This window comes from Sinomonas sp. T428B, from assembly GCF_056780155.1.
Genome location: NZ_JBRAZR010000001.1, coordinates 1815866 through 1831424, shown reverse-complemented (window position 1 = coordinate 1831424; position 15559 = coordinate 1815866). Strand labels below are relative to the sequence as shown.

Genomic DNA, 15559 nt, shown 5'->3' with positions numbered 1-15559 from the left:
TCAGTCATGTCATACGCCAACCTCGACCAGCACGAGCTGCCCTCGGCCCTGCCGGGCAGCACCCGCCGCGAAAAAGCGACGCCCCAGGCCCGCCGGGCGCTGTTCTCCGGCGCCATGGGATCGGCCCTCGAGTGGTTCGACTTCGCCGTCTACGGCGCGCTGGCTGCCACGGTCTTCCCCGCCCTCTTCTTCGCGAAGATGGACCCCGCCATGAGCCTGCTCGCCTCGTTCGCCACCTTCGGCGTCGGGTTCTTCGCCCGGCCCCTCGGCGGCATCTTCTTCGGGCAGCTCGGCGACAAGATCGGCCGCCGCCAGGTCCTGCTGGCCACGTTCATCTCCATGGGTGTGGCCTCGCTCGTCATCGGCGTCCTGCCGCCGTACAGCGCGATCGGCTTCGCGGCCCCGCTGCTGCTGGTCCTCATGCGCTTCATCCAGGGCTTCGCCCTCGGCGGCGAGGCCACCGGCGCCCAGCTGATGACCATGGAGCACGCTCCCCGCGATCGGCGCGCCTTCTACGGCTCCCTCATGGGCATGGGCTCCCCCATTAGCCAGGTGCTCGCCAACCTGATGCTGACCGTCCTGTCGGCGACGCTGCCCAACGAGGCGTTCATGACCTGGGGATGGCGGGTGCCGTTCCTGCTGAGCATCCTGCTCGTGATGGTGGGCATCTACATCCGCCTCAAGGTGGAGGAGACGCCGATCTTCAAGGAGGGCCTCGAGGAGATCAAGCACGAGACCGCCAGCCCGCTGGTCCTGATCCGGGGCTACTGGAAGCCGATCGTGCGCCTGATCCTCGCCTACTCGCCAATCGTCCTGACGTTCTACATCATCAGCGTCTTCGGCATCAGCTACCTGAACTCCCACGGCTTCGACCGCAGCCAGACGTACTCGATCATCATGGTCTCCAACTTCCTCTCAGTCCTCGCCATTTGGTGGGGCGGGCGAGTTGCCGACCGGATCGGCCGCCGCAAGGTGCTGTTCATCGGCGGCAGCATCGCCCTCGGGGCGGGGCTGTTCTTCTTCCCGGCCGCCGACACGGGCAGCTACCCACTCGTGCTCGTGGTGGTCGCCATCGCCCTCTGCGGCACGCAGTTCGGCAACGCCGCCCAGGGCGCGCTGTACGCCGAGGCCTTCCCCACCCACGTCCGCTACACCGGCTCCGCTCTGGCCCTCACGGGCGCGAACCTGGTCTTCGCCGCCCCGGCGCCGTTCCTGGCCTCGTGGCTGACCTCCCTCGGCTTCGGCACGGCCCCGGTGGTCATCTTCTACGCCGTCACGATCGTGCTGTCCCTCGTGAACCTCTACTTCATGCGGGAGGGCCGGACGCTCGAGGGCGACGTGCAGTCCTTCGGCCGCGGCCGGCTCAGCATCTGAACCAGGAGAACTTGCATGATCGTCGAACAGCGCACCTACGTCCTACACACCGAAGTCCGGTTGGCCGAGTACCTCGAGGCCTATTCGTCGATCGGCCTGCCGGTGCAGAAGAGGCTCCTCGAGGGGTTCATCGGCTACTTTGTGACGGAGATCGGCACGCTGAACCAGTTGACGCACCTGTGGGGGTACGAGGACCTGGAGGCCCGGCGCCGGCGCCGGGCCCTCCTGGACGAGGACCCCGAGTGGCAGCGGTGCCTCAAGATCATCCGGCCGATGATCAAGAGCATGGAGAACCGGATCATGTACCCCGCGGACTTCTCTCCGATCCGCAGCCTGCCGATCGCCTCCCAAGAGCCGGGGACGGCCTTCGCATCCCGATAGGCGAGGCAGTCAACGTCCGACGGCGGGACCCATCTAGGCTTGGATTCGTTGCAACGCCGGAAACGACTAGCTGCTGGTCAGTAGATCACGCAGGCGCTCGGCTGGGCGTATCCCAGCCGAGCGTTTTGCATGGGCGGCAGTTGAGTTCTTGGGCGGGCACATCGCCCACTATGAGAACGCGGACCGGCTCGCCGGCATCGCCGGGGTCGCATTCGTCCCGCGCGGCTCGGGGCGGGTCTCCGGCAGCCACCACCGCACGAAACCCACGAAGCGGGTGCTGCCCTCGACCAGGGTCCCGATCGCGCTGGCCCCGTCGCCGCCGATGAGGTCCCTTCCCAGGGCCCGGCCCGGTCGTGGACGGGGGCGGGCGCTGGCTGATGGTCAAGGCCTCCCGGTAGGGGGATTGCACTTGATGAATCGAGCTTGGGGACGGCTTGTCGCCCTCCTGGGTAAACGGAGGTGTACCCGGAATGCCGAATCCGCGACGAGATCCGTATCCGAAACGGAGGAGCTATCCCGCGATGATCGGCCCGCCCACGAACGGGTCGATGGCGAGGGCGAGGAAGAGGATGGTGAGGTAGCTGATGGAGCCATGGAAGACCTTCATGGCCTTCTTGTCCTCGATCTCCTCGCGCTGCGCCCGCGCGTAGAGGGCGTGCGACTCGTAGAGGAACCAGCCGCCCGAGAGCACAGCGGCCGTCGTGTAGACCCAGCCCGCCCCGCCGAGGGGAACCATGAGGAGCGAGCAGATGACCATGGCCCACGCGTACAGGACGACCTGGACGGCGACGATCTTGGCCCCGGCCACGGCGCCGAGCATCGGCACGTTGGCGTTGCGGTAGTCCTCGCCGTAGCGCATGGAGAGGGGCCAGTAGTGCGGCGGCGTCCACAGGAAGATGACCATGAAGAGGATGATGGCCGGCCACTCAAGGGTGTTGGTCACCGCGGCCCACGCGATGAGGACCGGGAAGCACCCGGCGGCCCCGCCCCACACGATGTTCTGCGCGGTGCGGCGCTTGAGGATGAGCGAGTAGATGACGACGTAGAAGAAGATCGCCGCGGCACCGAGGACGCTCGAGAGCGGGTTCGCCCCGAACCACAGGATGGCGAGGGACGCGATGCCGAGGAGCCACGCGAAGGCGAGCGCCTCGCGCGGGGTCACCTCGCCGGTGACGAGGGGCCGGTTCTCAGTGCGGCGCATGAGCCGGTCGATGTCCCGGTCGATATAGCAGTTGAACGCTCCGGCACTGCCGGCCGCGAACGCACCGCCGACCATGGTCGCGAGGATGAGCCCGAGGGACGGGAAGCCGCGCTCGGCGTAGACCATCGTGGGCAGCGTGCTCACGAGCAGCAGTTCGATGACACGGGGCTTCGTGAGTGCGACGTACGCCTTGACCTTGCGGCGCAGACCCGGTTTTGCTGGCCTGGACGGGACGGTGGCGGGGGCGTCTGCTGTGCTCACGGGTGCGCGACTCTGTTCTACTCGGGGTACTAGTCGGGATCGACTCTGCCGAAGCTGCTGGCGGGGGCGCCCGGCGGCGGGCGCACAGTGCCGCCTCCATGATACCGGCCGCCGGGCGCCCTCCCGCGCGCGCGGGCGCGCGGGCGCGCGGGGCATGTGTCGGGCCGATGTCCTACTGGTCACCAAGGGCGACCGTGTGGAGTGATTCACACTCCGGAATATGGGGACAAATTTCCGGCAAGGGCTCTCCTCGGCGCCATGCCCGTGACTAGTATGTGAGCTGGACGCCCCGCTGCCGCAACACGGACCGCTGCCCTGCTACAGGCTGACCTGCAACAGGGCATGGCGCGTGCCTGCGGACGCTGCAGTGCTGCTCGGCTCGACCCCGGCGGGCTCGGGGCATCCACAGACAACGTTTCGATGGTGAACGGCTGGCAGACTGCCGCAGCCCACCATTCGCGGGCTCGCTGAGGCCTGCCCAGTCGTCAGCAATGGAGAGGGGCTCGGTCTTCGTGCCTGCAGTGGATGTGCAAGAACTGACCTGGACGGATCTGGACCGCAAGGCGGTGGACACGGTCCGCGTGCTGGCCGCGGACGCGGTGCAGAAGGTGGGCAACGGGCACCCCGGAACGGCCATGAGCCTGGCCCCGGCGGCGTACCTGCTGTTCCAGAAGCTCATGCGGCACGACCCGTCCGACCCGTCGTGGATCGGCCGTGACCGGTTCATCCTCTCCCCCGGGCACTCCTCCCTGACCCTGTACATCCAGCTGTTCCTGGCCGGGTACGGGCTCGAGGTCGAGGACCTGCAGGCGCTGCGCACGTGGGGCTCGCTGACCCCGGGCCACCCGGAGTACAAGCACACCGCGGGCGTGGAGATCACGACCGGCCCGCTGGGCCAGGGCCTGGCCTCCTCGGTCGGGTTCGCCTACTCCCAGCGCCGCGAGCGGGGCCTGTACGACCCGCAGGCGCCCGCGGGAGAGTCCCCGTTCGACCACACCGTGTGGGTCATCGCCTCCGACGGTGACCTGCAGGAAGGCGTCACGGCCGAGGCGTCCTCGCTCGCCGGCCACCAGGAGCTGGGCAACCTCGTGGTGATCTACGACGAGAACCACATCTCGATCGAGGACGACACGGACGTGGCGTTCACCGAGGATGTGCTCAAGCGCTACGAGGCGTACGGCTGGCACACCCAGCGCGTGGACTGGACCGCCACGGGCGAGTACAAGGAGGACGTCCACGCCCTCTACGACGCGCTGCTCGCGGCCAAGGCCGAGACCGGCCGCCCGTCGATCATCTCGCTGCGCACGATCATCGGCTGGCCCGCGCCGACCAAGCAGAACACCGGCAAGATCCACGGCTCGGCCCTCGGGGCCGAGGAGGTCGCCGCGCTCAAGGGCATCCTCGGCTTCGACCCGGAGAAGTCCTTCGAGGTCGACCCCGAGGTCCTCGCCCACACCCGCGGCGCGCTCGAGCGCGGCAGCAAGGCCCGCGCCGCCTGGCAGGAGTCCTTCGACGCCTGGAAGGACGCCAACTCCGAGGCCGCCCAGCTCCAGGCCCGCATCGAGGCCCGCCAGCTGCCCGCCGGGTGGGAGTCCTCCCTGCCGGTCTTCCCCGCCGGGAAGGACATCTCGACCCGCGCCGCGTCCGGCAAGGTCCTGAACGCGATCGGCCCCGTTCTGCCCGAGCTGTGGGGCGGCTCGGCCGACCTGGCCGAGTCGAACAACACGACGATCGAGGGCTCGCCGTCGTTCATCCCCGCTTCCCGCTCGACCGAGGCCTGGAAGGGCAACCCCTACGGCCGCGTGCTGCACTTCGGCATCCGTGAGCACGCCGCCGCCTCGATCGTCAACGGCATCACCCTCGGCGGGAAGACCCGGGCGTTCTCCGGCACGTTCCTCATCTTCTCCGACTACCAGCGCCCGGCGATCCGCCTCTCCGCGCTCATGGGCATCCCGTCCACCTATGTCTGGACGCACGACTCGATCGGCCTCGGCGAGGACGGCCCGACCCACCAGCCGGTCGAGCAGCTGGCCTCCCTCCGCGCGATCCCGGGCCTCGACGTCGTCCGTCCCGCCGACGCGAACGAGACCGCGTGGGCGTGGAAGACCATCCTCGAGAACACCGAGAACCCGGCCGGCATCGTCCTGACCCGCCAGAACCTCCCGGTCTGGGAGCGTGGCGACGGCGCGTTCGGCGCCGCCTCCGGCACGGCGAGGGGCGCCTACGTCCTGGCCGATGCCCAGCGCGACGGGGCCGACGTCACCCCGGACGTCATCCTCATCGCGACCGGCTCCGAGGTCCAGCTCGCCGTCGAGGCCCGCGAGGCCCTCGCCGCCGAGGGCGTCGCCGCCCGGGTCGTGTCCATGCCCTGCGTCGAGTGGTTCCGCGCCCAGGACGCCGCGTACCAGGAGTCCGTCCTGCCGGCCGCCGTCACCGCGCGCGTCTCGGTCGAGGCCGGCCTGGCCCTGGGCTGGCGCGAGTTCGTCGGCGACAAGGGCCGCACGATCAGCCTCGAGCACTACGGCGCCTCCGCCGACTACAAGACCCTGTTCCGCGAGTTCGGCATCACCGCGGAGGCCGTCACGGCCGCCGCGAAGGACTCCATCGCCTCGGCCTGACTCCACCTATTTGACCCTCATTGGCTCTCACTGGCTCTCACAAGGAGACTGACATGACAACCCCCACCCAGGCACTGTCGGACGCCGGCGTCTCGATCTGGCTCGACGACCTCTCCCGCAGTCGGCTTGCCGACGGCTCGCTCAAGGCCCTCGTCGAGGAGAAGAACGTCGTGGGCGTGACGACCAACCCGACGATCTTCCACCTGGCCATCACCAAGGGCCACGGCTACGACGCCCAGCTGGCCGAGCTCGCCGCGGCGGGCGCCGACGTCGAGCACGCAATCTTCGAGATCACGACCACCGACGTTGCCGACGCGTGCGACCTCTTCGCCCCCGTGGCCGAGGCCACGCAGGGCGTGGACGGGCGCGTCTCGATCGAGGTCGACCCGCGCCTCGCGTGGGACACGGCCGCCACGATCGCCGAGGCCAAGAAGCTGCACGCCAAGGTCGGCAAGTCCAACGTGCACATCAAGATCCCGGCCACCCTCGAGGGCCTCGAGGCCATCTCCGAGACGCTCGCCGCAGGCATCAGCGTCAACGTGACCCTGATCTTCTCGCTCGAGCGCTACCGCGCCGTGATCAACGCCTACCTCATCGGGCTCGAGAAGGCCAAGGCCAACGGCCACGACCTGTCCCAGATCCACTCCGTGGCCTCGTTCTTCGTCTCCCGCGTGGACACCGAGATCGACAAGCGCCTCGAGGCGATCGGCACCGAGGAGGCCAAGGCCCTCAAGGGCCAGGCCGGCCTGGCCAACGCGCGCCTGGCCTACCAGGTGTACGAGGAGGAGTTCTCCACGGAGCGCTTCAAGCTCCTCGCCGACGCCGGCGCCCGCCCGCAGCGCCCCCTCTGGGCCTCGACCGGCGTCAAGGACCCGAACCTGCCCGACACCCTCTACGTCACGGGCCTCGTCGCCCCCGGCGTCGTGAACACGATGCCCGAGAAGACCCTCGAGGCGACCTTCGACCACGCCGAGGTCACCGGCGACACCGTCACCGGCGCCTACGCCGAGGCCAACGCCCACCTCGACAGGCTCGCCGCGCTCGGCATCGACTACAACGACGTCGTGGCCGTGCTCGAGTCCGAGGGCCTGGACAAGTTCGTCGCCTCCTGGAACGAGCTCCTCGGCGACGTCGAGGCCGGCCTCGCCGCCCAGGGCGCGGCTGCCAAGGGGGCCTGAGCATGAGCGCACTGACTTTCGACGCGACGGGCGCGGCCCGGGCAGCCGTCGAGGCGCACGCCGCTGCCCTCGCGGCCGACGCCGTCGCGAGCCGGATCTTCGCGAAGGACCACACGCTGTGGGGACCGGAGGCCGAGGACGAGTCGGCCAAGCGCCTCGGCTGGGTCGAGGCGGCTACCGTCTCCCAGCCGCTCGTGGCCGACATCATCGCCCTGCGCGACGAGCTGCGCGGCGAGGGCGTCGACCGGATCGTGCTGTGCGGCATGGGTGGCTCCTCACTCGCCCCCGAGGTCATCACGGGCACGGCCGGAGTGCCGCTCGTGGTCCTCGACTCGACCGACCCGGACCAGGTCCGCGCCGCGCTCGACGAGCGGCTCGAGGCCACGGCCATCGTCGTGTCCTCGAAGTCGGGCTCGACCGCCGAGACCGACTCCCAGCGCCGCGCCTTCGAGGCTGCCTTCACGGCGGCGGGCATCGACGCGACGCGCCGCATCATCGTCGTGACGGATCCGGGCTCGCCGCTCGACGCAGCGAGCCGCGAGGCGGGCTACCGCGCGGTGTTCAACGCCGACCCGACCGTGGGCGGGCGCTACTCGGCCCTGACGGCGTTCGGCCTCGTGCCCTCCGGCCTGGCCGGCGTCGACATCCAGGCCCTGCTCGACGAGGCCGAGGAGGCTGCCGAGCTCCTGCGCGAGGACTCCGCGGACAACATCGGCCTCCAGCTCGGCGCGGCCCTCGGCGGCACGTCGCCGCTGCGGGACAAGATCGTCATCGTCGAGGACGGCTCCGGCATCACGGGCTTCGCGGACTGGGCTGAGCAGCTCATCGCGGAGTCGACCGGCAAGATCGGCCGCGGCGTGCTCCCCGTCGTCGCATCCGTCGACTCCCCCGAGGTCTCGGGCGGCGCCGAGGACGTGCTCGTCGTGCGCCTCGTCTCCGCCGACGCCGAGCCGCAGCTGGGCGAGAACGAGGTCGCCGTGGGCGGCGGCCTCGCGAGCCAGCTGCTCCTGTGGGAGTTCGCCACGGCCGTCGCCGGGCGCCTGCTCGGGATCAACCCGTTCGACCAGCCCGACGTCGAGGCGGCCAAGGTCGCCGCTCGCGGCCTGCTCGACGCGCGCCCGGAGCCGACCCCGGCCGCCTTCACCGACGGGCCCATCGAGGTCCGCGGCGGCGAGTGGCTCGGTGGCGCGTCCACCGCGGCCGAGGCCGTCAAGGCGCTCCTCGCCCAGCTCGGGCCGGACGGCTACCTCAGCGTCCAGGCCTACCTCGACCGGATCGCGTTCCCGGCCCTCGAGTCGGTGCGCGACCAGCTCGCCTCGGTGACCGGGCGCCCGACGACCTTCGGCTGGGGCCCGCGCTTCCTGCACTCGACCGGGCAGTACCACAAGGGCGGCCCCGCCGTCGGCGTGTTCCTGCAGGTCACGGCGGAGGCGAAGGCTGACGTCGAGATCCCGGAGCGCCCGTTCACGTTCGGCCAGCTCATCACTGCCCAGGCCGCGGGCGACGCCCAGGTCCTGGCGGAGCACGGCCGGCCGGTGCTGCGGCTGCACCTGACCGACCGCGAGGCCGGCGTCGAAGCGCTGCTCGCGCTCGTGTCCTCGCTCAGCAACTAGGTCCGACAAGAAAGCAACCATGCCTGAGAACGACAACGGCGGTGCGAAGCGGCCGGCAAACCCCCTGCGTGACCCGCGGGACCGCCGGCTCAATCGCATCGCCGGGCCGTCGTCGCTCGTCCTCTTCGGGGTGACGGGCGACCTGGCCCGCAAGAAGCTCATGCCCGCCGTGTACGACCTCGCCAACCGCGGCCTGCTTCCGCCGAGCTTCGCGCTCGTCGGGTTCGGCCGCCGCGACTGGGAGCACGAGGACTTCGCGGAAGAGGTCAAGGCCGCGGTCAAGTCCCATGCCCGCACTCCCTTCGACGAGGCGGTGTGGGCACAGCTGAGCGAGGGCGTCCGGTTCGTCCGCGGCTCGTTCGATGAGGACGAGGCGTTCCTGCGGCTCAAGGACACCCTCGAGGAGCTCGACGCCAAGCGTGGCACCCGCGGCAACCACGCGTTCTACCTCTCGATTCCGCCGAAGGCGTTCGAGCAGGTCTGCCGCCAGCTCTCCAAGCACGGCCTCGCCCAGGCCGAGGAGGGCAAGTGGCGCCGCGTCGTCATCGAGAAGCCCTTCGGGCACAACCTCGAGTCGGCGCGCCAGCTCAACGAGATCGTCGAGTCGGTGTTCCCGGCGGATGCTGTGTTCCGCATCGACCACTACCTGGGCAAGGAGACGGTCCAGAACATCCTGGCGCTGCGCTTCGCGAACCAGCTGTTCGAGCCGCTCTGGAACGCCAATTATGTGGACCATGTGCAGATCACCATGGCCGAGGACATCGGCACGGGCGGCCGGGCCGGCTACTACGACGGCGTGGGCGCGGCCCGCGACGTGATCCAGAACCACCTGCTCCAGCTCCTCGCGCTGACGGCCATGGAGGAGCCCATCTCCTTCAACGCGGACGACCTGCGCGCGGAGAAGGAGAAGGTCCTCGCGGCGGTCAAGCTCCCCAAAGACCTCTCTACGCACTCCGCACGCGGCCAGTTCACTGGCGGCTGGCAGGGCGGCGAGCTCGTCCAGGGGTACCTCGAGGAGGAGGGCATCCCCGCGGACTCGACGACCGAGACGTACGCGGCGATCCGTGTCGACATCAACACGCGCCGCTGGGCCGGGGTCCCGTTCTACCTGCGGGCGGGCAAGCGCCTGGGCCGGCGCGTGACGGAGATCGCCGTCGTGTTCAAGAAGGCGCCGAACCTCCTGTTCCTCGACCAGCACGAGGCCGAGTTCGGCCAGAACGCGGTCGTCATCCGCGTCCAGCCGGACGAGGGCGCGACGATCCGCTTCGGCTCGAAGGTCCCGGGCACCCAGATGGAGGTGCGCGACGTGAGCATGGACTTCGGCTACGGCCACTCGTTCACCGAGTCCTCCCCCGAGGCCTACGAGCGGCTCATCCTCGACGTCCTGCTCGGGGAGCCTCCTCTGTTCCCGCGCCACGAGGAGGTCGAGCTCTCGTGGAAGATCCTCGACCCGTTCGAGGAGTACTGGGCCAGCACGGGCGAGCAGCCCGAGCCCTACGCGCCGGGCAGCTGGGGGCCGGCGTCGGCCGACGAGCTCCTGGCCCGTGACGGACGTTCCTGGAGGCGGCCATGATCATCGACCTGCCCAACACGACCACGTCGAAGATCTCCAAGGAGATCACGAACATGCGCCACCGCGGTGGCGTCGTGGCCCTCGGCCGGGTGCTGACGCTCGTCGTCATCACGAAGCACGGCTACGAGGAGGAGGCCATCGAGGCTGCCAACGAGGCCAGCCGCGAGCACCCCTGCCGGATCATCGTGCTCGTCGACTCGGGCCGCGACTCCGCGGACCGGATCGACGGCCAGATCCGCGTCGGCGGCGACGCAGGCGCCTCCGAGGTCATCGTCCTGCGCGGCTACGGCCGGCTGGCCGAGGAGAGCGAGTCCCTCGTGGCCGCCCTGCTCCTGCCAGACGCGCCGATCGTGGCCTGGTGGCCCCACGGCGCGCCGAAGGACGCGGGCGAGACGTCGATCGGGCGCATCGCCCACCGACGGATCACCGACTCGGGCAACGAGCCGGACCCGACGGCGGCCCTGTACCGCCTGCGGGAGACCTACAGCGCCGGGGACACGGACCTCGCCTGGACGCGCCTGACCAACTGGCGCATCCAGCTCGCGGCCGCGCTGGACCAGGCCGACGGGAGCCCGGTCACGGGCGTCACGGTCGAGGGCGCCTCGGACTCCCCCAGCACGGTCCTGCTCGCCGCGTGGCTCACGCTCGCGTTCGACGCGCCGGTCACGATCGTCGCCGACCCGGCCGGGACCGGGATCCGCAGGGTGCGCCTGCACCGCGCGACGGGCGACATCCAGCTGTACCGCCCTGGCCTCACGGTCGCGGAGCTCACCCAGCCGGACCAGCCGTCCCAGCGCATTGCCCTCCCGCGACGGAGTCTGCAAGACTGCCTGTCCGAAGAACTGCGGCGGCTCGACGCGGACGAGGTCTTCGGCGAGGTCCTCGCGTCCGGCCTGCCGCGCACCAACCTGAGGAGTGTGCAGCCGAGTGAGCGCTGATCCCCGTGTGAGCATCCATCCCGACTCGTCCGTCCTGCTCGCGGCCATCGCAGCCCGGCTCATCACGAAGCTCGTGGACCTGCAGGACAAGTACGGGGAGGCCACGATCGTCCTCACCGGGGGCTCGATGGGGATCGGCACGCTGCGTGCCGTCGCGGAGTCGCCTGCGCGCCGCGCCGTCAACTGGTCCAAGGTCAACGTGTGGTGGGGCGACGAGCGCTTCGTCGAGGCCGGCTCGCCCGACCGCAACAGCCGGCAGGCCGCCGAGGCGCTCCTCGACGAGCTCCCCTTCGACCCCGAGCGCGTGCACGTGCCGGGGGCGGTCGGCGAGTTCGCGACCGCCGACGACGCCGCGGCGGACTACGAGCGGCGCCTCGCCGAGGAGGCTGCGCGGGAGCACGCCGCGGACTACTCGGACTCCCGGGCAGACGAGCCCGGCCGGCTCCCCCGGTTCGACGTCCTGCTTCTGGGGGTCGGCCCGGACGCGCACATCGCCTCGCTGTTCCCGGAGATGGCCGGCATCCGCGAGTCCGAGCGGCTCGTCGTCGGGGTCGAGAACGCGCCCAAGCCGCCGCCGTCGCGCATCTCCCTGACCCTGCCGGCGATCAAGTCGGCGGACGAGGTGTGGATGCTCGTCGCCGGAGAGGACAAGGCCGGCGCCGTGGGCCTGGCCCTCGCCGGCGCCGGCCCGGTCCAGGTCCCCGCCTCGGGCGCCCGCGGGCGCTCGCGCACGCTCTGGCTCCTCGACGCGGCGGCCGCCGCCAAGGTGCCACAGGAGCTCGTGCGCAAGGAGCCGGCCTCGGCATAGCGGGCCGCCGGCCGGCCGCGAAGGGCTGCCCGGAACAGGCGAAAGGGGCGGGAGCAGCAGAAGCTGCTCCCGCCCCTTCGGCGTTTCCGGCGCGTCAGGAGTCGCCGACGCTCGTGAGGCGCATGATCAGGCCCAGGGCGATGATCACGACACCCCATGTGAGGCCGAGGATGATCGTGAAGCGGTTCAGGTTGCGCTCGGCGACGCCCGAGGACGCCAGTCCCGAGGACATGCCGCCCCCGAACATGTCGGAGAGGCCGCCGCCGCGGCCCTTGTGCATGAGGATCAGGAGCGTCAGCAGGAGGCTCGTGATGCCGAGCAGGATCTGCAGGATGATCGTCAGGACTTCCACGTGGGTGCTCCGGCCTTTCTCGCTGGGGTCGGTTCGCGCCGTCGGTGCGTGCGCCGGCTAGGCCGCCGCGTGGCTCTCGAACCTGACAATGCTAGCAAACTCGGCAGGATCGAGGCTCGCGCCGCCCACGAGCACGCCGTCGACATCCGCCTCACCCAGGATGGCGGCCGCGTTGCCCGCCTTGACTGACCCGCCGTAGAGGAGCCGCGTGCGGGCCGCCGCCTCGGCGCCGAAGATCCGGGCGAGCTCGGCGCGGATGGCTGCGCACATCTCCTGCGCGTCCTCGGGACCCGCGACCTCTCCGGTGCCGATCGCCCAGACGGGCTCGTAGGCGACGACGAGCTGCGCCGCCTGCTCGGCGGTGAGGCCCTCGACGTCGGCACGCAGCTGCGAGAGCGTGTGCTCGACGTGGGTGCCGGCCTGGCGGATCTCGAGGCCCTCGCCGACGCAGAGCACGGGGACAAGGCCGTGCCTGAAGGCCGCCTTGGTCTTGGCGTTGAGGACCTCGTCCGTCTCGCCGTGGATCTCGCGGCGCTCCGAGTGCCCCACGAGGACGTAGCGGCAGCCGAGCTTGGCCAGGAACGCGCCACTGATGTCGCCCGTGTAGGCGCCCGAGTCGAACTGGGAGAGGTCCTGGCCGCCGTAGGCCACCGGGAGGTCGTCGCCCGCGACGAGGGTCTGGACACCGCGGAGATCGGTGAACGGCGGGAAGACCGCGACCTCGACGCGCGAGAAGTCGTGCTTGGCGTCGTCGAGCGTCCAGGCGAGCTTCTGGAGCAGGGTGATGGCCTGGACGTGGTCCATGTTCATCTTCCAGTTGCCCGCGATGAGCGGGGTGCGGTCGAACGTGCCGTTGGTGGAGCTGGTCACGGTGTCTCCTGGGGTCGTGGTCTGAAGGGAAACGGCCGGGCGCGGGCGCACTAGCGCGCCGCACGCCCGGCCGTGATGAAAAGCGAGACGGCTAGGCGCCGAGGGCCGTGAGGCCCGGGAGCTCCTTGCCCTCGAGGTATTCGAGGCTCGCGCCGCCGCCCGTCGAGATGTGGCCGAACTGGCCGTCCTCGAAGCCGAGCGTGCGCACCGCGGCCGCGGAGTCGCCGCCGCCGACGACGGTGAGCGCGCCGTTGCCCGTGGCGTCGGCGAGGCCCTGGGCGACGGCCTTCGTGCCCGCCGCGAACGCGGGGAACTCGAAGACGCCCATGGGGCCGTTCCAGAAGACGGTCTTCGCGCCCTTGATCTCGCGCGCGAAGGCCTCGGCGGTCTCAGGCCCGATGTCGAGGCCGATGCCGGAGGCGCCGAAGGCCGTGCCCTCGATCGCGTCCGCCGCGGCGACCTCGTGCTGCGCATCGGCCGCGAAGCCGGAGGCGACCACGACGTCGGTGGGCAGCACGAACTCGGTGCCGGCCGCCGTCGCCCGCTCGAGGTAGTCCTGGACGGTGCCGATCTGGTCCTGCTCGAGGAGGCTCGAGCCGACCTTGTGGCCCTTCGCGGCGAGGAACGTGAACAGCATGCCGCCGCCCACGAGGAGCTTGTCCGCCTTGCCGATGAGGTTGTCGATGACCGCGAGCTTGTCGGAGACCTTCGAGCCGCCGAGGACGACGACGTAGGGCCGGTCCGCGCCGTCGGTGAGGCGGCGGAGCACCTCGACCTCGGCGCGGACGAGCTCGCCGAGGTAGGCCGGCAGGATCTGGGCGATGTCGTACACGGACGCGTGCTTGCGGTGCACCGCGCCGAACGCGTCGTCGACGTACGCGCCGTTCTCCCCCGTCAGGGCCGCGAGCTCGCGCGCGAACGCCGCGCGCTCGGCGTCGTCCTTGCTCGTCTCGCGGGCGTCGAAGCGGACGTTCTCGAGGACCAGGACCTGGCCGTCCTCGAGTGCCGCCGCGAGGCGCTGGGCGCTCTCGCCGACGGTGTCCTCGGCGCGCTGGACCGTGATGCCGGCGCTCGCGCCGAGCTCAGCGAGGCGGTCCGCCGCGGGCTTGATCGAGTACTTCGGCTCGGGCGCGCCCTTGGGGCGGCCGAGGTGGGCCATGACGATCACGCGGGCGCCGGCCTCGGCCAGCTTCTGGATCACCGGGAGGGAGGCGCGGACGCGGCCGTCATCAGTGACGGTGGACCCGTCGAGCGGCACGTTCAGGTCCGACCGGACCAGAACGCGCCGCCCGCGGACACCATCGGCGAGCAGCTCGTCGAGAGTGTGTGCAGTCATGAGGTCAGGCTATCTGAGTTCCCGGAACGTTACGGGACTCAGAGCTTGGAGGCGACCAGCTCGGTGAGGTCCACGAGGCGGTTGGAGTAGCCCCACTCGTTGTCGTACCACGAGACGACCTTGACCTGGTTGCCGATGACCTTGGTCAGGCCGGCGTCGAAGATCGAGGAGGCAGGGTCCGTCACGATGTCCGAGGAGACGATCGGGTCCTCGGTGTAGGAGAGGATGCCCTTGAGCTGCTGCTCGGCGGCGGCCTTGACCGCGGCGTTGACCTCATCCTTGGTGACCTCGCGGGAGAGAGTCACGGTGAGGTCGGTCGCAGAGCCGGTCGGGACCGGGACGCGGATCGCGTAGCCGTCGAGCTTGCCCTTGAGCTCCGGCAGGACCAGGCCGATGGCCTTGGCGGCGCCCGTGGAGGTCGGGACCATGTTCAGGGCGGCGGCGCGGGCGCGGCGGAGGTCCTTGTGCGGGCCGTCCTGGAGGTTCTGGTCCGCCGTGTACGCGTGCACCGTGGTCATGAGGCCGCGCTCGATGCCGAAGGCCTCGTGGATGACCTTGGCCAGCGGGCCGAGGCAGTTGGTGGTGCAGGAGGCGTTCGAGATGATGTTGTGCGCCGACGCGTCGTAGAGCGAGTCGTTCACGCCCATGACGATCGTGATGTCCTCGTCGGTGGCCGGCGCGGAGATGATGACCTTCTTGGCGCCAGCGTCGATGTGCTTCTTGGCGTCCGCGGCCTTGGTGAAGAAGCCGGTGGACTCGACGACGATGTCGACGCCGAGGTCCTGCCAGGGGAGGTTCGCCGGATCGCGCTCGGCGAGGACCTTGATCTCCTTGCCGCCGACGACGATGGCGCCGTCACGGGCCTCCACGGACTCGGCGAGGCGACCGGTCACGGAGTCGTACTTGAGCAGGTGAGCCAGGGTCTCGGGGCTCGTGAGGTCGTTGACCGCCACGATCTCGAGGTCAGCGCCCTGGGAGAGGGCTGCGCGGAAGAAGTTGCGGCCGATGCGGCCGAAGCCATTGATGCCAATACGAGTGGTCACTCTGGTCGATCTC

At 70.4% G+C, this 15559-nt stretch carries 13 protein-coding genes; 8 read left to right on the top strand and 5 right to left on the bottom strand.

The window, feature by feature from the left end; genetic code table 11:
- Window positions 1-6 precede the first annotated feature (6 nt).
- Both ACUYMY_RS08415 and ACUYMY_RS08410 read left to right on the top strand, forming a co-directional pair.
- On the top strand, window positions 7-1374 hold the full coding sequence (locus tag ACUYMY_RS08415; protein WP_481703132.1) for an MFS transporter: 1368 nt from the start codon (window positions 7-9) through the stop codon (window positions 1372-1374).
- A 15-nt stretch (window positions 1375-1389) separates the two neighbouring features.
- Window positions 1390-1755, top strand: a complete 366-nt coding sequence (locus ACUYMY_RS08410) for an NIPSNAP family protein (protein ID WP_481703131.1) — start codon at window positions 1390-1392, stop codon at window positions 1753-1755.
- A 511-nt stretch (window positions 1756-2266) separates the two neighbouring features.
- On the opposite strand, the gene ACUYMY_RS08405 is transcribed toward ACUYMY_RS08410, so the two are convergent.
- Entirely contained in the window at window positions 2267-3217 is a 951-nt protein-coding gene (locus ACUYMY_RS08405; RefSeq protein ID WP_481703130.1) for a heme o synthase, read from the bottom strand.
- Window positions 3218-3708: 491 nt separating this feature from the next.
- Here ACUYMY_RS08405 and tkt point away from each other — a divergent pair, with 491 nt between their 5' ends.
- Genes tkt through pgl form a run of 6 tightly spaced genes read left to right on the top strand, consistent with a single transcriptional unit; the run spans window position 3709 to window position 11945 of the window.
- Window positions 3709-5835 carry a transketolase gene (gene tkt / locus ACUYMY_RS08400; RefSeq protein WP_481703129.1) on the top strand — a complete coding sequence of 709 codons (2127 nt, stop codon included), beginning with the start codon at window positions 3709-3711 and terminating at the stop codon, window positions 5833-5835.
- Window positions 5836-5888: 53 nt separating this feature from the next.
- The gene (gene tal, locus ACUYMY_RS08395; RefSeq protein ID WP_481703128.1) at window positions 5889-7013 is read left to right on the top strand and encodes a transaldolase; all 1125 of its coding nucleotides are present in this window, start codon (window positions 5889-5891) and stop codon (window positions 7011-7013) included.
- Between the two features lie 2 nt (window positions 7014-7015).
- Window positions 7016-8626 carry a glucose-6-phosphate isomerase gene (locus ACUYMY_RS08390; protein ID WP_481703127.1) on the top strand — a complete coding sequence of 537 codons (1611 nt, stop codon included), beginning with the start codon at window positions 7016-7018 and terminating at the stop codon, window positions 8624-8626.
- A 19-nt stretch (window positions 8627-8645) separates the two neighbouring features.
- A complete protein-coding gene (gene zwf, locus ACUYMY_RS08385) occupies window positions 8646-10199 on the top strand; it encodes a glucose-6-phosphate dehydrogenase (RefSeq protein WP_481703126.1) in 1554 nt (517 codons plus the stop codon).
- Window positions 10196-11137, top strand: coding sequence for a glucose-6-phosphate dehydrogenase assembly protein OpcA (locus ACUYMY_RS08380; protein ID WP_481703125.1), 942 nt, complete (start codon window positions 10196-10198; stop codon window positions 11135-11137). The genes zwf and ACUYMY_RS08380 overlap by 4 nt, the downstream gene beginning before the upstream one ends.
- The gene (gene pgl, locus ACUYMY_RS08375) at window positions 11127-11945 is read left to right on the top strand and encodes a 6-phosphogluconolactonase (RefSeq protein WP_481703124.1); all 819 of its coding nucleotides are present in this window, start codon (window positions 11127-11129) and stop codon (window positions 11943-11945) included. The genes ACUYMY_RS08380 and pgl overlap by 11 nt, the downstream gene beginning before the upstream one ends.
- Window positions 11946-12039: 94 nt before the next feature.
- On the opposite strand, the gene secG is transcribed toward pgl, so the two are convergent.
- From secG to gap, 4 genes are all read right to left on the bottom strand, one after another.
- A complete protein-coding gene (gene secG, locus ACUYMY_RS08370; protein ID WP_481703123.1) occupies window positions 12040-12297 on the bottom strand; it encodes a preprotein translocase subunit SecG in 258 nt (85 codons plus the stop codon).
- Between the two features lie 57 nt (window positions 12298-12354).
- Window positions 12355-13167, bottom strand: coding sequence for a triose-phosphate isomerase (gene tpiA, locus ACUYMY_RS08365; RefSeq protein ID WP_481703122.1), 813 nt, complete (start codon window positions 13165-13167; stop codon window positions 12355-12357).
- A gap of 91 nt (window positions 13168-13258) precedes the next feature.
- Window positions 13259-14503 carry a phosphoglycerate kinase gene (locus ACUYMY_RS08360; protein WP_481703121.1) on the bottom strand — a complete coding sequence of 415 codons (1245 nt, stop codon included), beginning with the start codon at window positions 14501-14503 and terminating at the stop codon, window positions 13259-13261.
- A 38-nt stretch (window positions 14504-14541) separates the two neighbouring features.
- Complete coding sequence (gap, locus tag ACUYMY_RS08355; protein WP_481703120.1) at window positions 14542-15546, bottom strand: type I glyceraldehyde-3-phosphate dehydrogenase; 1005 nt, start codon at window positions 15544-15546, stop codon at window positions 14542-14544.
- Window positions 15547-15559 lie beyond the last annotated feature (13 nt).